Raw genomic sequence first — 18,802 nt, 5'->3', positions numbered from 1 at the left:
CCGCCACCGCCTCACACCCGTTCAGGCGCAGGCGGGACCGGTTCCTGATCCGCGGCGAGGCGCGCCAGGCGGTCGAGGACATGGCGGGTGCCCGGGTGTCCGCCCGTCCCGGTCCGGTAGACGGCGTGGATGCTGCGCCGTACCGGAACCCGCAGCGGATGCACGCTGAGGCCGGGCGGGCCGGGATCGGGCAGGGCGAGCCGGGGCACGAGAGCGACGCCCGCCCGGCGGGCGGCGAGCGCGCACAGCACCGCGAAGTCGCTCGCCACTGCCACCGGCCGGGGCACGAACCCGGCCGCCCCGCACGCCCGTTGGGTCATCTCGTGGCACGCGGTGTCCGGGCCCGGCAGCAGCCAGGGCAGCTCCGCGAACCCGGCCAGGTCGGCCGCGGCACCCGGAGCCAGGCCCCTTTCGGCGGCCTCGGCCGGGTGCAGCACCAGATACACCGGCTCCTCGAACAGGTCCCGGCGCTCGCAGCCGGCGGGCAGCGGACGCGGCAGCAGGCTGTACGAGTGGGTGAGCGCGAGGTCGGCCTCGCGCCGGCCGAGCGCGGCCTCGGCCTGGTCCGGCTCGCGCTCGACCAGCTCGATCAGCGGTCCGGCCGCCCCGGCGGGCCCGTCCGGGTCGGGCCACAACTCGGGCACCAGCCGCCGTGCCACGGACGGGAACGCGGCGATACGCACCCGGGCCCGCTCGCCCCGGCGCAGCGCCACCAGGTCCGACTCGGCGGCGGCGAGCGTGCCCAGCACGACCCGGGCGTGGTCGACGAGCCGCTGCCCGGCTCCCGTCAGCCGCAGCGTGCGGCCCTGCTTCTCCAGCAACGGCAGCCCCGTCTCCCGCTCCAGGGCTGCCAGCTGCTGGGACACCGCCGGGCCGGTGAGATGCAGCGCCTCGGCGGTCGCCGCGACGGTGCCGCACGCCGCGAACTCGGCCAGCACCCGGAGCCTGCGCACCTCCAACAAGAAGCTCACCTACCGAATCATGGAAGAAAGAGTAAATAGACCTTTTCAATTCTAGGGAGCACAGTCGAGGACATGAAGCCCGACAAGACCCTCCTCGCCCTCGCCGCCACGGTGCTGCTGTGGTCCTCCGCCTTCCCCGCGATCCGGGTCGGCCTGCGCGGCTACGGTTTCGCCGAGCTGTCCTTCCTGCGCCTGGCCGTTGCCTCCCTGGCACTCGCGGCCGTGGCCCCCCTGCTGCGGATACGGTGGCCCGCCCGCCGCGATCTGCTCCGGATCATGTTCGTCGGGGCATCCGGTATGAGCGCCTACCAGCTGCTGCTGAACTGGGGCGAGCTGCATGTGCCGGCCGGTACCGCGAGCATGATCGTGGCTGTCACCCCGGCGATCAGCGCCCTGCTCGCGGCCGTGTTCCTGAGTGAGCGGCTGACGCTCGGCAAAGTCACCGGGTCCGTCGTGGCCCTGGCCGGGGCGGCCGTCATCGCGCTCGCCAGGGGTGACACCGGCTACTGCACCGCGGCCTGGGCGGTGGTGGCCGCCGCCGGTGCTCAGGCCGCCTACCACCTGGGCATCAAGCCGCTGCTGCGGACGTACACCGGCCTGGAGGTCGCCGGCTACGCGATGTGGGCGGGCACCGCCCTGGTCCTCCCGCTCGCCCCCGCGGCGATCGGCGCCGCCCTGCACGCCCCCTCCGGCGCGCTGCTCGCCGCCGTCTACCTGGGCGCGCTGCCCTCGGCCGCGGGATTCGTCGTCTGGGGCTACGCGGTCGCCCGGCTCACCGTCACCGCGGCGACCGCCGCCCTGTACCTGGTGCCCGTGGCCACCCTCGCGGTCGCCTTCGTCTGGCTGGGCGAACGCCCGCAGCCGGTGGAGCTGTTGGGCGGCGCGCTGACGGTCGTGGGGGTGGCGCTGGCCGGTCGCCGGGGGGCGGGCAGGGCCAGGGACGCGGCATGCGCCGAGGGGCAGAAGGCTCCGCCGGTCCGGGTGTGACCTACTCCCCGGCCTGCCCTGCCGGCTGCGCCCGCAGCCACTCCTCCACCTCGCCCACATGCGCGGCCGCCGCCGCCCGGGCCGCCTCGGGGTCCCGCGCGGCCAGGGCGCGGTGGATGGCGGCGTGTTCGCGGCGGGTGCGCGTGAAGGCGCCCTCCTCCTGGTAGCCGCGCCAGACGCGGGCGCGGAAGGTGCGCGAGGACAGGCCCTCCAGGATCGCGGCCATGGTCTCGTTGCCCGCCGCGGAGGCGATCTCGCGGTGGAAGGCGAGGTCGTGCGCGAGGATCTCCTCGGGGTCGTCGGTGGCGTTCATCGCCGCCAAGTGCTTTTCGACCGCCGCCAGTTGGCCGGTCGTGATGCGGGCGGCGGCCAGTGCGGTCGCCGTCGACTCCAGGACGCGCCGTTGCCGGCGCCTGTTCGAGGGCACCGCCATCACCGTCTACCGTCTGTGAGGCCACAATGGCAACATGACCGATCACCAGGCCGCTGTGCCCCGTCGTCCGCTGCTGCGCCGCCCCGAGGACGGTGAACTCATCGACGTCGCCGGCGTCGCGCACTTCTTCCGGCTCACCGGCGAGCACACGGGCGGGCACTTCGCCTTCGAGGAGTTCAGCCTCGCCCCCGGCACCATCGGCGCCAGGCCGCATGTGCACGACGGACACGACGAGTACTTCTACGTCCTGGAAGGCGAGTTGACCCTGCACACCGGCGACGGCGAGGTGACGGCCGGCCCCGGGCACCTGCTCGCCGCCACCCGCGGCACCCCGCACGGTTTCCGCAACGCCGGGCCGGTCCCGGCGCGCGCACTGTGCCTCTACACCCCGGCCGGCTACGAGAACTACTTCCGGGACGTGCACGCCGCCGTGAACGCCGGGGCCGAGCCGACCGACGAGCTGCTGGCCGAGTTCCGCAGCCGCTACCGGACCCGGTCGCACGGCCGCTCATGACCGCCGGGCCACCGACGCCAGCCGCGTCGGCGGCAGGTACTCGCGCACATACGACCGCTCCCAGCACGCACCCGACTCCCGCAGCTCACGCCAGGTGGTGTAGCGGTAGCGGAAGAGGCGGGCCCGGACATAGCGGGGCGGGGTGTCCGGCGGGAAGGGGGAGCGGCGCAGCAGGCGCAGGGTGTCGCGGTCGTTCTCCAGCAGGCGTTCCACCAGACCGCCGAACCAGTCGCCGGCATAGCCCGGGGACAGCGCCGCGAACCACATCAGCCAGTCCAGGCGCAGATGGTACGGGGCGAACTGGCGCGGCCAGCGCCGGGTGTCCCCGGGCTTGCCCCGGAACTCGTACTCCCGCCAGTCCGAGTCCTCCCGGGGTACGGCGTCCAGCGTGCCCTCGACCACCACCTCGTACCGGACCCGGCTGACGCTGCCGAACGCGCCGTAGGTGTTCACCAGGTGCAGGGGGTCGAAGGAGCGGTTCATGACCTGCCGGCGGGAGATCATGTTGACCACCGGGTGATAGCTCAGGAAGAGCAGCAGCGCGGCGACCGCGAGCACCAGCACCTCGTACCACAGCGGCGCCGACGGCACGGACGGCGCGGACCCGGGGATCCGGAGCGCGGACAGGGCCAGCACGACGGTGATCCAGTTCAGCCAGGAGAAGTTGCCGGACAGCACCAGCCACAGCTGGGTGACGATCATCAGGGCGGCGGCCGCCGAGGCGATCGGCTGCGGCGTGAACAGCAACACCGGGACGACCAGTTGGGTGATGTGGTTGGCGGCCGCCTCCGCCCGGTGCAGCGGCTTCGGCAGATGGTGGAAGAACCAGCTCAGCGGGCCCGGCATGGGCTGTGTCTCGTGGTGGTAGTACAGGCAGGTCAGCTCCCGCCAGCACGCGTCGCCGCGCATCTTGATCAACCCGGCACCGAACTCCACCCGGAACAGGATCCAGCGCAGCAGGAACAGCACCACGATCGGCGGTGCCACCTCGTCGTTGCCGAGGAACGCGGCCAGGAAGCCCGTCTCCAGCAGCAGTGACTCCCAGCCGAACGCGTACCAGGTCTGGCCCACGTTGACGATCGACAGATACAGCGCCCACGGCACCAGCCACAGCAGGATCCCGGCCCAGAGCGGCAGCAGCGAGTCGGCGCCGGCGAGCAGGGCTGCCGACACCGCGGCGCCGGTCCAGGCGCAGCCCGCGAAGAAGCGGTCGGAGTAGCGCAGATGGAACAGGCTCGGGGCCCGTTTGAAGGGGATCCGGGCCACGAAGCCGGGGATCGGCAGCATGCCGCGTTCGCCCAGCAGGGCGCGGAACTGCAGCGCCGCAGTGAGGAACGCGACCAGGTACACGGCGGCCAGGGCCCGCTGGAAGACCAGCCGGCTCAGCCAGTAGTCGTCAGCGGTGAACCAGTTCACGACCGTGCGCACCCTTCGTCGCGGCTACACCGCCGGTGTCGTCCTCATCATGGCCTTCCCCGAGTTGCCAGCCGAACGGGCGCGATGCACACAATGAGGGGAAGTCACTCAAAGTGACGTTATGTGTGCGGTGAGGATATGTGCCAGGTTTCGGAACGATCAGGTCGAAGATTCGCACGAATCCTGGCAAGGTGGCCCCATGGCAGAGCGGGGAGCGAGTGCCGTGTCACTGTCCGAGGACTGGCCCGCCCACCCGGATCCGATCCTGGCGCTCAACCGCATGGGCACCTTCGACTGGGACCTGGACACGGGTCTGTTCCACATGGACGCCCAGGCGCACGAGGTGTTCGACCTGCTGCCGGAGGAGTACGACGGGCGCCCCGAGTCGCTGGCCCTCCGGGTGCCGCCGCCCGAGGCGGCCCGCCTCGACGCGGCGGTGGCGCGGGCCATCAAGGACGGCAGCGAGAACTACGGCGCCTACTTCCGCATCCGCCGCCGTGACGGCACCCCGCGCTGGACCCACACCCAGGGCTACATCCGCCGCGACGACACCGGCCGCCCGCGCCGGGTCGTCGGCATCGTCCGTGACGCCACCGAGGAGCTCGCCGAGAGCGCGGACCGCAGTCTGCGGGCCGCCCAGGACGAGGCGTTCCGCCAGCAGACGAACGTCGTCCAGGCCGTCTCCGCCGCCCTCGCCCACGCCCGCAGCGTCCACGACGTCATCGACGCCCTTCAGAACACCCACGGCATCCGTCACCTCGGCGCGGCCAGCCTGGTGATGGGACTGGTGGAGGCCGGACGGATCCGGCTCGTCGCCGAGGGACCCGCCGGTGCCTCCGTCCCCGGCACCCAGGTCACCCGGATCGACGAGCCGTACCCGATGAGCGAGGTCGTCCGCACGCTCCTGCCGCGGTTCATCGAGTCCCCGGAGGAGTTCGCCCGGGGCTACCCGATCCTGTGGCCGCACCTCACCGACCTGCACATCACCTCGGCCGCCTATCTGCCGCTGATAGCCCAGGCCCGCCCGATCGGCGCGATGGGGCTGCTCTACAGCGACCGGCGCGGCTTCTCCACCGAGGAGCGCGCCGTCCTGGTCGCGCTCGGCTCCAGCATCGCGCAGAGCCTGCAGCGAGCCATGCTGTACGAGCAGGAGAAGGACGTCGCCCAGGGCCTCCAGCAGGCCATGCTGCCCCGCACCATCCCCAGCGTCCGGGGCGCCGAGACAGCAGTCCGCTACCTCTCCGCCGCCGCGGGGCGCACTCTCAGCCGGGACATCGGCGGCGACTGGTACGACCTGATCCCGCTGCCCGGCGGCCGGGTCGGCGCGGTCATCGGTGACGTCCAGGGCCACGACACGCACGCGGCGGCCGTCATGGGCCAGCTGCGGATCGTGCTGCGCGCCTACGCAGCCGAGGGGCACCCGCCGGCCACCGTGATGGCCCGTGCCTCGGTCTTCCTCCACGAACTGGACACCGACCGCTTCGCCACCTGTCTGTACGCCGAGGCCGACCTGTCCACCGGCGTCGTACAGGCCGTCCGTGCCGGGCACATCGACCCGCTGATCCGGCACGGCGACGGCACCTGCCGCCGGGTCCCCGTCGAGGGCGGCCTGCCGCTCGGTCTGTCCGCCGAGTTCGGCCGCCTGGACTACCCCGTCTCCACCCTGGAACTCGACCCCGGCCACACCCTGCTGCTGTGCACCGACGGGCTCGTCGAACAGCCCGGAGCCGACCTCGACGACGGCATGCGTCGCCTGACGGCACTGGTCGCGGACGGTCCCGAGGACGTGGGGGCGCTCGCCGACCGGCTGATCCAGCTGGCCGAGGAGCGGGGCGGCGACGACGACGTGGCACTGCTCCTGCTGCGCCGGCGCGTCCCGGAGGCCCCGCGGGCGGGCGGCCGGCTCCAGCAGCATGTGGCCCCCGGCGACCCGGAGGCGCTCACCCAGGCCCGGCACCTGATCCGGGCCGCGGTCCGCTCCTGGGGCCACCGTGACCGCGCCGACGAGATCGAGCTGGTCGCCGACGAGCTGATCACCAACGCGCTGATGCACACCGAGGGCTCCGCGATCGTGACGCTGCGGGCCCTCGGCAACGGGGTCCACAGGCTGCGGATCGAGGTCGAGGACTCCTCCAGCGCCCTGCCGCGCCGCCGCGAGGCGGGGGAGGAGGGCGTCTCCGGCCGGGGCCTGCTCCTCGTGGAGAGCCTCGCCGACGCGTGGGGCGTGGAGGCACGCGGCGGCGGCAAGGCGGTGTGGTGCGAGTTCCGGCGCACTGTCTGAGGGCGTTGTCGGTACCGGATGGCACTCTGGACGTATGCCGGAACTGCCCGAGGTAGAAGCGCTCAAGGACTTCCTCACCGAGCACCTGGTCGGCCGCCGGGTGGCACGGGTGCTGCCGGTCGCCGTCAGCGTCCTGAAGACGTACGACCCTCCGGTCACCGCCCTGGAGGGCGGCGAGGTCACGGCCGTGGACCGGCACGGCAAGTTCCTGGACCTGGCGGCGGACAGCGGACTGCACCTGGTGACCCATCTGGCCCGGGCCGGCTGGCTGCAGTGGAAGGACCGGCTGCCGGACGGCCCGCCCAGGCCGGGCAAGGGCCCCCTCGCACTGCGCGTGGCGCTGGAGACCGGCGAGGGCTTCGACCTCACCGAGGCCGGCACCCAGAAACGCCTCGCGGTGTACCTCGTCCGCGATCCGCGGCAGATCGAGGGAATCGCCCGGCTCGGCCCGGACCCGCTGGCCGCCGACTTCGACGAGGACCGGTTCGCGGCCCTGCTCAAGGACGAGAGACGTCAGCTGAAGGGCGCCCTGCGCGACCAGTCCCTGATCGCCGGCGTCGGCAACGCCTACAGCGACGAGATCCTGCACGCCGCGAAGATGTCCCCGTTCAAGCTCGCCGCCTCGCTGACCCCCGAGGAGACCCGCCTGCTCTACGAGGCGCTGCGCGGCACGCTCACCGAGGCGGTCGAGCGCTCCCGGGGGGTGGCCGCCGGACGGCTGAAGGCCGAGAAGAAGAGCGGACTGCGCGTCCACGGCCGCACCGGCGAGCCCTGCCCGGTGTGCGGCGACACCGTCCGTGAGGTCTCCTTCAGCGACTCCTCGCTGCAGTACTGCCCCACCTGCCAGACGGGCGGCAAGCCCCTGGCGGACCGCAGACTGTCCCGGCTGCTCAAATGAGCCCCGCCGTCACTGCGGCGCCTCGACGGACACCAGACGCTGCCCGTCCTCCGTGCGGACGTCGTAGCGGGCGATCTCCTGCGGGTGCATCGTGGACGACCCGAGCGCGGAGAAGGTGCCGATGTCGTGGCCGGGCTCCATCCAGGTGCCGACGACCTGCTCGGTGCCGTCGCGGCCCACGACGACGAGCCGGCAGGCATGGGGGCCGGTGCCGTCCTTCACCCGCAGCAGCAGCCGGCTGCCCGTGTCCCCGTCGTCGGCCGTGACCTCGGCCCAGACCCCGGTTCTCGGATCGGTCGCCGCGGTGACGTGTGCGGTCGTTTCCTGATGGCCGGTGAAGGCCACGATTCCCGGACCGGCGACCGCGAGCACCACGGACGCGGCCAGGCCGTACAGAAAGCGCCGTCGGCGCGCCCGGTGCCGGTGCGCGACCTCGCCGAGCAGCCGGTCCAGCAGCCGGGGACCGGGCTGTGCCATGGGGTGCACAAAGCGCGGCGTGGCCCGGCGGTACAGCATCAACTGCCGTGTGGCCGGACCGAATTCGGTCACCTGTGCCGCGCACTGAGGGCACTCCATGAGGTGGTCCTCGAAGCGGAAGGCCTCCGCCTCGTCCAGCACGCCGAGCGCGTACGCGCCGACGTCGCGATGCCTTTCCAGGGACCTCATGCCGAATCCTCGTGCCGATGGGTGGGGGTGGGGTTACTCCGTGCACCCATCCGTACGCAGCCGACAGCCGAATCACTCAAGCCACCCAAAGAATCCCGGACAAGAGATTCGGAGCCGCGCGGGCCGCGGATTGGTCGGATCGCGGAAAACTTCCCAGCGGCTCGGAACGGGTGGTCAGAACAGATGGATCGCGAGGTGCCCGAGGGGCAGCCCGAGCCGCCAGGCCGGTGTCCACACCTTCGGCCCGTCGTCCTCGTCGCCCACCGCACCGCCGCCCGGCACCGCGTCCAGGTCCGGTGCGAGCAGCTCGGTCTCCTCCAGCCACCGCCACGCGTCCGCCGCGAGGGCCAGGTCGGGCGACCGGGTGCCGGCCCGGTCGGCCGTCTCGGTCAGCTCGGCCATGCGCTCGCGCACCCAGTCCTGCCAGGGCTGGTCGTAGGCGGTCAGCGAGAGCCAGTTCTCCAGCTGGGAGATCACCCGGATGCCGGACAGTTCCCCGTCGGTGTCGGACAGGAAGACGGTGAGCGCCAGCGCGTCCCGGCCGGCCCGGAACTCGAAGGACGTCGGCGGCATCAGATCGCCGGTGCGCAGCAGCTCGTCGGCGATGTACTCGGCGTACAACCAGGCCATGGGGACGGCCAGTTCACCGCCGTCGGTGCCGTCCGTGCTCTCGTGCCCTCTGTGCAGCATCCCTTCCTGCCTTCCTCCGGTGCGTGCGCGTCGCCCGAGTCCGCCGGGTCGCAGCCCGTCGCCCGGAACGCGGATGAGGACAGCCCATTGCCCGAACGGGGGCCACAGCAAGGCGCTTTACGAGAGCTTTGCTCTGTTGCCGGTTTCAGTGCAGGTCGGCCGCATAACCCGGAAGGACCCGGCGCAGCGCGCGCAGCGCGTAATACGCGCGGGACTTCACGGTACCGGGTGGGACGCCCAGGGTCTGCGCCGCTTCCGCCACACTGGCCCCGAGGAAATACACGAGTACCAGAACGTCACGGTGCTCCGGCGTGAGTGTCTTCACAGCCTCGCGGACGTCGAGCATCGCGGCGGCCCGCTCGGCGTGATCGGCGGTCACCCGCGCGTTCTCCAGGACCTCGGTGCCGGTCTCCGGGGGTCGTGCCCGGCGGGCCCGCCGGGCGTCGATCGCGAGCCGCCGGGCGACCGTCAGCAGCCAGGGCCGTACGGAGTCGAAGTCGGTGGCGTGCAGCGCCTCCGGGTGCTGCCAGGCGCGTACCAGGGTCTCCTGGACGAGATCCTCGGCCCGCTGCCGGTCGCCGTCGCAGAGCCTGAGCAGCAGGGCGAAGAGCGGACGGCCGTGCTCGCGCTGGAGCGCGGCCAGTTCGTGCTCGGCGGTCGTCGCCCTGGGGGTCGGTGCCGCCGTCCCGTGGGTGAGTGAGGTTCCGGCCGTCATGGCCGTATGGCAGCGCAGGGCGCGGCCCGGGGACAGGGCGGGCGCGCGGCCGTGCGGCGGACGGTCGATCGCGTCGGCGAACGGTCGGACGAACGGTCCGGCACAGCACCGAACGGGCTAATGACAGCGCTCGGGTCGTTTATCCGGCGAGCCAGATTCGTACCCATATGCCCGACACGGCATTGTCGGTAAATACGACATTCCTGGGGTGAGCTGATGTTCGGACGCAGGCAACAGGTGGCCCTGGCGATCACCGCCGTCCTGGCGGTCGCGGCCGCCTGCCAGAATCATGACCGGCAGGAGGCCGGCAGTGCGGGCCCGCCCGGGGCCGCTGCCGGCTTCACCCTCGTCGCCTCCGGTGACGTCCTGCCGCACACCTCCGTCCTCGACCGGGCGGCCCACGACTCCGGCGACGACGGCTTCGACTTCCGGCCCATGCTCTCCGGCGTCGAACCGGTCGTCTCCCGGGCCGATCTGGCACTGTGTCACATGGAGACCGTCTACGGCGCCGAGGGCGAGTACTCCGGCTACCCCGCCTTCAGGACACCGCCGCAGATCGCCCAGGGCCTCGCCGCGACCGGCTACGACGGCTGCTCCACCGCCTCCAACCACTCGCTGGACGACGGCGCCGACGGCATCCGCCGCACCCTGGACGGCATGGACGAGGCCGGCCTCCGGCACGCCGGCACCGCCCGCTCCGAGGACGAGGCCCGCTCGGTCACGCTCCTCAAGGCCGGTCCCGCCAAGGTCGCACACCTGGCGTACACCTTCGGCACCAACGGCATCCCGCTGCCCGCAGGCCGGCCCTGGGCCGTGAACCTCATCGACGAGCGGCGGATGATCGCCGACGCCCGCGCCGCCCGGCAGGCCGGCGCCGACGTGGTCGTCCTCTCCGTGCACTGGGGCACCGAATGGCAGGACGCGCCGGACCGGCTGCAGCTCGGCCTCGCCCGCCGGCTCACCGCCTCCACCACCGGCGGCCGCCCGGACATCGACCTGATCCTCGGCACCCACGCCCATGTCCCGCAGGCGTACGAGAAGATCAACGGCACCTGGGTGATCTACGGCATGGGTCATCAGATCGCCGGCGAGATGTTCAACGGCAAGGGCGCCCGGGACCCGCGCGGCAACGAGTCCACGATCGGCCGGTTCACCTTCGCCCCGCCCGCGCAAGAGGGCGCCCGCTGGCAGGTCACCAAGGCGGAGTTCGTCCCGCAGTTCTACGACGTCGGCACCGGCCGGGTGCTGAACCTCAACCGGGCCGTCGCCGACGGCACCGAGCCGGCCGCGGTGCGCGACCGCATCCGCAATGTGGTGCTCAGCCGCGGGGCCGCCAAGGACGGCCTGGTCATGGGGGAGTGATCAGCCCCTGCTCATTCGGCGGGCCGGCGCCCGGCCAGCGCCGAACGCCGGTAGGAGTAGCCGAAGTAGATCACGCACCCGACCACGAACCACACCGCGAACCGCACCCAGGTCTGCCACTGCAGGAACGTGATCAGCCAGATCGAGAACACGACACCCAGCGCGGGCACCACGGGCATCCCCGGCGTACGGAAGGTGCGCGGCAGCTCCGGCTGCCGGTAGCGCAGCACGATCACGGCCGTGCACACCACCACGAACGCCAGCAGGATGCCGATGTTGGTCAGCTCGGCCGCCGAGCCGATGGGCACGAACCCGGCGATGGCGGCCGAGGCCAGGCCGACGATCCAGGTCACTCGGGTCGGCACATGCCGGGTCGGGTGCGTCTTGGCGAACCACTTGGGCAGCAGTCCGTCCCGGGACATGGAGAACCAGACCCGGGTCACACCGAGCATGAACGTGAACATGACGGTGAGGATTCCGATGATCGCGCCCACCGCGATCACGTCCGCCAGCCGGTCCAGGCCCACCGACTTGAACGCGGTGGAGAAGCCGCTCTTCGGGTCGATGTGCCGGTAGTTCTGCATGCCCGTCAGGACCAGACAGGCCGCCACGTACAGCACCATCGAGATCGCCAGCGAGTAGACGATCGCCTTCGGCATGTGCCGCTGCGCGTCCTTCGACTCCTCGGCCGCGGTCGACATGGCGTCGTAGCCGAACACCGCGAAGAACACGGTCGCCGCGCCGGTGAACGCGCCGCCGATCCCGTACGGGAAGAAGGGGTGGTAGTTCACCGTGGTGATGTGGAACACCCCCACGCCGATCACCAGCAGCACCACCAGCACCTTCAGCGCCACCACGAAGGTCTCGAAGCGGGCCGCGCTGCGGATGCCCAGGTTCAGCAGCCAGGCGATCAGGAGGCACAGGACCGCCGCGAACAGGTCGAACCGGTGCCCCGAACCGGTGCCGGGCGCGCCCAGCATCCAGTGCGGCAGCTTCGCGCCCATCTCCCCCACCAGGAAGCCGAAGTAGCCCGAGATGCCGATCGCCACCACGGCCACGATCGCGGTGTACTCCAGCAGCAGGTCCCAGCCGATGAACCAGCCCGCGAACTCGCCGAGCACGGCGTAGCCGTAGGTGTACGCCGACCCCGCCTTCGGGATCAGCCCGGCGAACTCGGCGTACGACAGCGCCGCACAGGCGCTCGCCACACCGGCGATCAGGAACGACACCAGCACCGCGGGCCCGGCCGTGCCGTTGGCCACGGTTCCGGCCAGCGTGAAGATGCCGGCACCGATGATGCCGCCCACCCCGATCGCGGTGAGCTGCCACAGCCCGAGCGAACGGTCCAGTCGGGCGCCCTCGCCGACTTCGGTCTCCTCGATGTGCTCGATGGGTTTGCGGCGGAGAATCCCCTCACCCGCACGGAGCCTGGCCATGTGCCTCACCTCTTCGCCGACGGCAACGGCTGACGGCGGATCATGATGGCTCAGGGGCGCCCCACAGGGAAGACGCCACGCACGGCCCAGGCCGGTGTCCAGGTACGCGACGCGGGCCGGGCCGGCGGCCGGGCGGTGAGATGGGCGCGCAGCGCGGCCAGCCCCGGATGTGTGTTGGCCGCGCTCCAGACCAGGGAGTGCGGGTACACCGGCGTCGGGTCGATGAGCGGGATGCGCCGCAGATCGTGGCCGGCGGGCCGGGAGAGCCGGATCTGCTCACAGACGAAGGTGGCGATCGAGTCGGAGCCCGCGACCGCGTCCAGCAGCGGCTCCCCGCCGAAGTCGGCGACGACCGGGTCGATGGTCAGCCCGAACTCGGCGGCGAGCGTCGTGTAGTACGCGGCCCACTCGGTGCCGTCCACGAGACCCGGCATCCAGATCCGGTGCCCGGCCAGCTGCGACGGCGTCACCGAGCGGGCCCCGGCGAGCGGGTGCCGCGCTCCGGTGAGCAGCTGCACCGGCTCGTCCAGCACCCGGACGGACCGCAGCCCCTCGGGAAGCCTTGTGGTGACCGCGCGAATGGTCGCGTCGATCGTGCCCGCGCGCACGGCGGCCACGGCCGTGTCCGCGTCGAAGAGCGTCACGGCGTCGAGAGCCGTGCCGGGATGTGCCGCGTGGAAGGACTGCAGCAGGGCCGCCGGGGCCAGTCTGGCCCCGATCACGTCGACGCGCAGCGCCCGCCGCCCCGGCCGTACCGAGGCCAGGGCCCGCTCCTCGGCCAGCAGCAGCTCCCTGGCGTGCGGCAGGAACGCCTGGCCGTCGATGGTCGGCTCCGCCCCGCGCGCGGTCCGCGTGAACACCCGCACCCCGAGGTCCTTCTCCAGGGCCGCGATCCGCTTGGACACCGCCTGCTGGGTGATGCCGAGGACGGCCGACGCCTCCTGGAACTGCCCGGTGTCCACCACGGTCACGAAGGTGCGCACGGCCTTGAGATCCACTCGCTCACCCTACTCGTACAACCATCGGTTGTACGTCCTCTCCTTCCGGTTGTTTGATCCGGGCCCGACCTGCCCGTTTTCATGTCCCGGGGCAACGGGAGGTTGTGCATGGGACGACAGTTCGGGTGGTTGTGGGCCGCGTACTCGGTGAGTGCGGTGGGCACCTGGCTCGCCTTCGACGCCTTCTCGGTGATCGCGGTCATCGCGCTGCACGCCGGGCCGGCCCAGGTGGCGCTGCTCGCCGCGGCCGGACCCGCCGTGGGCGCGGTGGCGGCGGTGCCGCTCGGGCCATGGGTGGAGTTCCGGCGCAAGCGACCGGTCATGGTGGTGATGGATGTGGTCCGGTGTGCCGTGCTGCTCACCCTCCCCGCCGCCTACGCGCTCGGCAGCCTCGGCTTCGGCCAGCTGCTGACGGTGTCCGTGATCGTCGCAGCGGCCGACATCACCTTCAACGCGGCCTCCGGCGCCTTCCTGAAAGGCCTCGTACCGGCAGACCGGCTGCTCACCGCCAATGCCCGGTTCGAATCCACGAACTGGACGGCGCTGGTCCTCGGACCACCCCTCGGCGGCGCCGCGATCGGCCTGTTCGGCCCGGTCACGACGGTCGCGGCGAACGCGGTCAGCTTTCTGCTGTCGGCCCTGGGCATCCGCGCCGTCGGCGGTGGCGAGCCCCGCCCCGAGCGCACCGGGGCCACACGCCTGCGGGCCGCCGACCTGCTGGACGGCTGGCGGCACATCCTCACCAGCCCGGCGCTGCGGCCGCTGTTCTTCAACAACCTCGCGGCCAACGCCCTGATCATGGTCGCCATGCCGCCGCTCGCCGTGCTCATGCTCGGCCCGCTCGGCTTCGCCCCCTGGCAGTACGGCCTCGCCTTCGCCGTGCCGTGCCTCGGCGGCCTCATCGGCTCCCGGACGGCCGGCCCGCTCGTCGCCCGCCACGGACAGCACCGGGTGCTGCTCACCGCGGGCACCCTGCGCGCCGTGTGGCCCCTCGGGCTGGCCCTCGTCCGGCCCGGGCTGCCCGGCCTGCTGCTGGTGATGGTCCTGGAGTTCGGGGTGATCACCTGCTCGGCCGTCTACAGCCCCGTGTACGCCACCCGCCGCCTGGAGTGCACCCCGAACGACCGGGTCGTCCGCACCCTCTCCGCCTGGTCGGTCACCGGCAAGGCCACCACGGCCGCCCTGACCGCCCTGTGGGGTCTGCTGGCCACCCTCACCGGCCCCCGCACCGCGATCGCCGTGGCCGGGGTACTGCTGCTGGCCACCCCGCTGCTGCTGCGGCGCCCTACGGCACGACCGTCACCGGCCAGCGTCCCGCCTTCACCAGCCGCACCGCCACAGAGCCGATGATCCGGTGCCCCGCCTGCTCGGAGGCGCCCACGACCACGGCGTCCGCCTTCAGGTCGTCGGCCGCCTGCACCAGCCCGTTGTAGGGGTCGCCGCGGAAGGTGTGGAACTCCCAGCGCACCTCGAATATCCCCTTGACCCGCTCGGCCGCCTCGCGGATCTGCTGGATCAGGTCCTCGGCGATCTCGTCGGTCGTCTCCGCCACCGGCGCCCCGAGCGCCGCTCCGGCCGCCAGCACCGGCTGCACGTACACCACGGCCAGCAGCGCGTGCTGCCGCCGGGCGAGGCCGCCCGCGTACGCCGCGGCACGCAGCGAGGAGTCGGAGCCGTCCACCCCGACCACGATGACCTTCGGCCCGTCCGTGCCCCGCTCGAACCGGTGCGAGGGCGTGCGCTGCTCGTGCTGTTCCGTCACGATCCGAGGCTATCGGAACGGCCGGTTCCCACCGGGCCACGGGGCTGCCGCGCACCGGAAAGGCGACCGCCCGGGCGGCTCCGAGGCCGCAGCGAAGGAGCCCGGCCCGGCACCGCTGGACCACAACGCCGCCGAACCGACACAGCACGCGGTGCGGCGAGAGGGCCCGGGGCGCCGGTCTGCTCCGTTTCGACGGGCGAGCCGCGCGCCCGCTTCCTACAGTCGGAACCATGACCGCCAGCGCCGAGCGCCTCGCCCGGAGGGACCCCACGGCCCCGATACGCCCGCCCGTCGGCGGGCGCCTCGGCTGGGTGCCCGAGGCCTTCGGCACGCTCTTCGCCGCGCTCGGCCTGCTGTGCGCCGTACTCGCGCTCATCGAGCCACTGCGCCGGCTGCTCCGCCCGGTCGCCCACGCCCTCGACCTGCTGCTGGTGCCCATCAGCGCCAACCTGGCCTACGCCGTCTTCCTGTTCCTGCTGGCCGGCGCCACCGCCGCCCGCAAGAAGGTCGCCTGGTGGCTGGTCGTCGTCTATCTGGGCCTGCTCGTCCTCAGCGACGTGCTCGGCGTGGCCCTCGGCATGTACGCCGAATCGCTGCCCTCCCTGGTGCTGTGCGCCCTGCTGCTGCTCCTGCTCGTCGTGGCCCGCGGGGAGTTCTACGCCGCCTCGCGCCGCGCCGCCCTGTGGCGGGCCCTCGGTGTGCTGGTGGCCGGGCTCGTCCTCGCGATCCTGATCGGCTGGGGCCTGGTCCTGCTGTTCCCCGGCTCGCTGCCGGCGAGCCAGCACCTGGCGTGGGCCGCAGACCGGGTGTGCGGCGGACTGGTACCGAACAGCTCCTTCGCCGGCCACCCACCCCGCAAGGTCACCTTCCTGCTCGGCCTGTTCGGCGCCCTCGCCCTGCTGAACGCCGCCGCCACGCTGTTCCGCTCCCAGCGCCTGGAAGCCGCCCTGCACGACGACGAGGAGGCCCGCATCCGGGCGCTGCTCAGGGTCTACGGCGACCGGGACTCCCTCGGCTACTTCGCCACCCGCCGGGACAAGGCCGTCGTCTTCTCGCCCAGCGGCAAGGCCGCCGTCACCTACCGCGTGGAGGCCGGCGTCTGCCTCGCCAGCGGCGACCCGGTCGGCGACCCGGAGGCCTGGCCGCACGCCATCGCCGCCTGGCTGGACGTGGCCCGCCGCTACGCCTGGGCACCCGCCGTGATGGGCGCCTCCGAGGACGGCGCCCGTGCCTACGCCCGCGCCGGACTCGGCGCGCTCCAGCTCGGCGACGAGGCGATCGTGCAGGTGGCCGCCTTCGATCTGAACGGCCGCGACATGCGGGTCACCCGGCAGGCCGTGCACCGGGTCCGCCGTACCGGCGCCAGCTGCCGCATCCGCCGCCACGCCACCCTCACCGAACACGAGATGGAGGAGATCGTCGACAAGGCCGACGCCTGGCGGGACACCGAGACCGAACGCGGCTTCTCCATGGCCCTGGACCGGCTCGGCGACCCCGCCGACGGCGACTGCCTGCTCGTGGAGGCCCTCGGCGAGGACGGCCGGCTCCTCGCCCTGCTCTCCTTCGTCCCCTGGGGCCGCGACGGCATGTCCCTGGACCTGATGCGCCGTGACCGCGCCGCCCCCAACGGAGTCATGGAGTTCATGGTCGCCGAACTGTGCGCCGCCGCCCCCAAGCTCGGCGTGCGCCGGATCTCGCTGAACTTCGCCGTCTTCCGGTCCGTCTTCGAGGAGGGCGCCCGTATCGGCGCCGGACCCGTCCTGCGGCTCTGGCGCCGCCTGCTGCTGTTCTTCTCCCGCTGGTGGCAACTGGAGGCCCTGTACCGCTCCAACGCCAAATACCACCCGGAGTGGTATCCGCGGTTCATCTGCTACGGCGAGACCGCCTCCCTCGCCCGTATCGGCCTCGCCTCGGGCATCGCCGAAGGCTTCGTCTCCGTACCGTCGTTGCGCAAACTCTGGGGAAAGGGGCACCCGAAGCCGGGGCACCGGCCCGCCACCACACACGGGCTGCCGCCTCTGACGGCGCTCGGCCTCGACGGAGGGGACCAGGCCGGATCCGCCGCCCCGGGCGCGGGCCTGCCCGACCAGGTCCGCGTCCGGCACCACAAGCTCGACCGATTGCGCGCCACCGGCACCGACCCCTATCCGGTCGGCGTCCCCGCCCCCACCCACGCCCTCGCCGACGTGCCCCCCGGCGAGGACGTCACCGTCGCCGGACGGCTCATGCTGGTCCGGGACTTCGGCGGCATCGTGTTCGCCGTGCTGCGGGACTGGTCCGGCGACCACCAGATCGCCCTCACCCGCGACGGATCCGGCACCGCCGTTCTCGACCGCTTCACGGCGGACACCGACATCGGCGACCACATCACCGCCACCGGCCGGGCCGGCCTCAGCGACAAGGGCGAACCCACCGTCTTCGTCGCCTCCTGGCAGCTCACCGGCAAATGCCTGCGCCCGCTGCCCGACAAACGCCGCGGCCTCACCGACCCCGAGGCCCGGGTCCGCCGCCGCTACCTCGACCTGGCGACCAGCCCCGCCGCCCGCACCGTGATCCGGGCCCGCTCCGCCGCCGTTCAGGCCCTGCGCCAGGGCCTGTTGGACCGCGGCTACGTGGAGGTCGAGACCCCGATGCTGCAGCAGATCCACGGCGGCGCCAACGCCCGCCCCTTCACCACCCACATCAACGCCTACGACCTCGACCTGTACCTGCGCATCGCCCCCGAGCTGTATCTCAAGCGGCTGTGCGTCGGCGGCCTGGAGAAGGTCTTCGAGCTGGGCCGCACCTTCCGCAACGAGGGCATCTCCTACAAGCACAACCCCGAGTTCACGATGCTGGAGGCCTATCAGGCCCACGCCGACTACGACGTCATGCTGGACCTCACCCGCGAACTGATCCAGGGCGCGGCGACCGCCGCGTTCGGCTCCCCGGTGGCCCGCAAGGACGGGCAGGAGTACGACATCTCCGGGCGATGGCCGGTCAAGACGGTCCACGGCGCGCTCTCCGAGGTGCTGGGGGAGGAGATCGGCCCGGGCTGCGAACTGCTGCGGCTGCACCGGCTGTGCGACCGGGCCGGGGTGCCGTACACCGCCGACGACGGGCCGGGGGACATCGTCCTGGAGATGTACGAGCGACTCGTCGAGGAGCGCACCCAACTCCCCACGTTCTTCAAGGACTTTCCGACCGACGTCTCCCCGCTGACCCGGCAGCACCGCACCGACCCACGGCTCGCCGAGCGCTGGGACCTGGTCGCCTTCGGCACCGAACTCGGCACCGCCTACTCCGAGTTGACCGACCCCGTCGAGCAGCGCAGGCGGCTCACCGAGCAGTCGCTGCGGGCCGCCGGCGGCGACCCGGAGGCCATGGAACTGGACGAGGACTTCCTCCAGGCCCTCGAGTACGCGATGCCCCCGACCGGCGGCCTCGGCATCGGCGTCGACCGGCTGGTGATGTTCCTGACCGGCCTCACGATCCGCGAGACCCTGCCGTTCCCGCTGGTGCGCCGCCGCTGACGCCCGGGTCCCGAACCAGTCGCGGCCCCGTCGGCGAGGTGCGTCCGGCACCGCTGGACCCGCGGGGTGCCCTGGCCGGCACCCCGCCCTGTCCGAACGCCGCGCCGAGAGCCCGGCGAACACCGGCAGCGCGGCCACGTACGCGCTGTGCACGGCCGGCAGCAGGCCGG

Annotated in this window: 15 protein-coding genes and 1 pseudogene; 7 read left to right on the top strand and 9 right to left on the bottom strand. The window is 72.5% G+C overall.

The window, feature by feature from the left end; translation table 11 throughout:
• Nucleotides 1–11 precede the first annotated feature (11 nt).
• Entirely contained in the window at nucleotides 12–971 is a 960-nt protein-coding gene (locus ACIGXP_RS07435; protein ID WP_399765110.1) for a LysR family transcriptional regulator, read from the bottom strand.
• 63 nt (nucleotides 972–1,034) lie between these two features.
• Between ACIGXP_RS07435 and ACIGXP_RS07430 the strand changes: the two genes are divergently transcribed.
• Nucleotides 1,035–1,949 (top strand): DMT family transporter, encoded by a 915-nt coding sequence (locus tag ACIGXP_RS07430; protein ID WP_399765107.1) that lies wholly within the window; start codon nucleotides 1,035–1,037, stop codon nucleotides 1,947–1,949.
• Between the two features lies 1 nt (nucleotide 1,950).
• On the opposite strand, the pseudogene ACIGXP_RS07425 reads toward ACIGXP_RS07430, so the two are convergent.
• A pseudogene (locus ACIGXP_RS07425) lies at nucleotides 1,951–2,352 on the bottom strand (FadR/GntR family transcriptional regulator); the annotation flags it as partial.
• A gap of 64 nt (nucleotides 2,353–2,416) precedes the next feature.
• On the opposite strand from ACIGXP_RS07425, the gene ACIGXP_RS07420 reads away from it, so the two are divergent.
• Nucleotides 2,417–2,896 carry a cupin domain-containing protein gene (locus ACIGXP_RS07420; RefSeq protein WP_363215530.1) on the top strand — a complete coding sequence of 160 codons (480 nt, stop codon included), beginning with the start codon at nucleotides 2,417–2,419 and terminating at the stop codon, nucleotides 2,894–2,896.
• Here ACIGXP_RS07420 and ACIGXP_RS07415 read toward each other — a convergent pair.
• On the bottom strand, nucleotides 2,891–4,312 hold the full coding sequence (locus ACIGXP_RS07415) for a lipase maturation factor family protein (RefSeq protein WP_399765103.1): 1,422 nt from the start codon (nucleotides 4,310–4,312) through the stop codon (nucleotides 2,891–2,893). The two genes, ACIGXP_RS07420 and ACIGXP_RS07415, sit on opposite strands and share 6 nt — an antisense overlap.
• A 199-nt stretch (nucleotides 4,313–4,511) precedes the next feature.
• On the opposite strand from ACIGXP_RS07415, the gene ACIGXP_RS07410 reads away from it, so the two are divergent.
• Both ACIGXP_RS07410 and ACIGXP_RS07405 read left to right on the top strand, forming a co-directional pair.
• Nucleotides 4,512–6,593, top strand: a complete 2,082-nt coding sequence (locus tag ACIGXP_RS07410; protein WP_399765101.1) for a SpoIIE family protein phosphatase — start codon at nucleotides 4,512–4,514, stop codon at nucleotides 6,591–6,593.
• Nucleotides 6,594–6,627: 34 nt separating this feature from the next.
• A complete protein-coding gene (locus tag ACIGXP_RS07405) occupies nucleotides 6,628–7,491 on the top strand; it encodes an Fpg/Nei family DNA glycosylase (RefSeq protein ID WP_399765098.1) in 864 nt (287 codons plus the stop codon).
• Nucleotides 7,492–7,500: 9 nt separating this feature from the next.
• On the opposite strand, the gene ACIGXP_RS07400 is transcribed toward ACIGXP_RS07405, so the two are convergent.
• The 3 genes from ACIGXP_RS07400 to ACIGXP_RS07390 form a co-directional block, all read right to left on the bottom strand.
• Nucleotides 7,501–8,157 (bottom strand): zf-HC2 domain-containing protein, encoded by a 657-nt coding sequence (locus tag ACIGXP_RS07400; protein WP_363215534.1) that lies wholly within the window; start codon nucleotides 8,155–8,157, stop codon nucleotides 7,501–7,503.
• A gap of 174 nt (nucleotides 8,158–8,331) precedes the next feature.
• Nucleotides 8,332–8,847 carry a hypothetical protein gene (locus ACIGXP_RS07395; RefSeq protein WP_363215535.1) on the bottom strand — a complete coding sequence of 172 codons (516 nt, stop codon included), beginning with the start codon at nucleotides 8,845–8,847 and terminating at the stop codon, nucleotides 8,332–8,334.
• 145 nt (nucleotides 8,848–8,992) lie between these two features.
• Nucleotides 8,993–9,562 carry a sigma-70 family RNA polymerase sigma factor gene (locus tag ACIGXP_RS07390; protein WP_399765094.1) on the bottom strand — a complete coding sequence of 190 codons (570 nt, stop codon included), beginning with the start codon at nucleotides 9,560–9,562 and terminating at the stop codon, nucleotides 8,993–8,995.
• 216 nt (nucleotides 9,563–9,778) lie between these two features.
• On the opposite strand from ACIGXP_RS07390, the gene ACIGXP_RS07385 reads away from it, so the two are divergent.
• On the top strand, nucleotides 9,779–10,924 hold the full coding sequence (locus ACIGXP_RS07385; protein ID WP_363215537.1) for a CapA family protein: 1,146 nt from the start codon (nucleotides 9,779–9,781) through the stop codon (nucleotides 10,922–10,924).
• A gap of 11 nt (nucleotides 10,925–10,935) precedes the next feature.
• Here ACIGXP_RS07385 and ACIGXP_RS07380 read toward each other — a convergent pair whose 3' ends face one another.
• Together ACIGXP_RS07380 and ACIGXP_RS07375 are read right to left on the bottom strand one after the other, a co-directional pair.
• Nucleotides 10,936–12,360, bottom strand: a complete 1,425-nt coding sequence (locus tag ACIGXP_RS07380) for an amino acid permease (RefSeq protein WP_363215538.1) — start codon at nucleotides 12,358–12,360, stop codon at nucleotides 10,936–10,938.
• Between the two features lie 50 nt (nucleotides 12,361–12,410).
• Nucleotides 12,411–13,358 carry a LysR family transcriptional regulator gene (locus ACIGXP_RS07375; RefSeq protein ID WP_399765091.1) on the bottom strand — a complete coding sequence of 316 codons (948 nt, stop codon included), beginning with the start codon at nucleotides 13,356–13,358 and terminating at the stop codon, nucleotides 12,411–12,413.
• Nucleotides 13,359–13,466: 108 nt separating this feature from the next.
• Here ACIGXP_RS07375 and ACIGXP_RS07370 point away from each other — a divergent pair, with 108 nt between their 5' ends.
• The gene (locus ACIGXP_RS07370) at nucleotides 13,467–14,708 is read left to right on the top strand and encodes an MFS transporter (protein ID WP_399765088.1); all 1,242 of its coding nucleotides are present in this window, start codon (nucleotides 13,467–13,469) and stop codon (nucleotides 14,706–14,708) included.
• On the opposite strand, the gene ACIGXP_RS07365 is transcribed toward ACIGXP_RS07370, so the two are convergent.
• Entirely contained in the window at nucleotides 14,644–15,120 is a 477-nt protein-coding gene (locus tag ACIGXP_RS07365; RefSeq protein WP_363215541.1) for a universal stress protein, read from the bottom strand. The two genes, ACIGXP_RS07370 and ACIGXP_RS07365, sit on opposite strands and share 65 nt — an antisense overlap.
• A 230-nt stretch (nucleotides 15,121–15,350) precedes the next feature.
• Here ACIGXP_RS07365 and lysX point away from each other — a divergent pair, with 230 nt between their 5' ends.
• Nucleotides 15,351–18,632, top strand: coding sequence for a bifunctional lysylphosphatidylglycerol synthetase/lysine--tRNA ligase LysX (gene lysX / locus ACIGXP_RS07360; RefSeq protein WP_399765083.1), 3,282 nt, complete (start codon nucleotides 15,351–15,353; stop codon nucleotides 18,630–18,632).
• The last annotated feature ends 170 nt before the right edge of the window (nucleotides 18,633–18,802 follow it).

Source organism: Streptomyces sp. NPDC053069 (genome assembly GCF_044546895.1).
In the GTDB taxonomy this organism is placed as follows: Bacteria; Actinomycetota; Actinomycetes; order Streptomycetales; family Streptomycetaceae; genus Streptomyces.
This window is presented reverse-complemented; position numbering and strand designations above follow the sequence as displayed.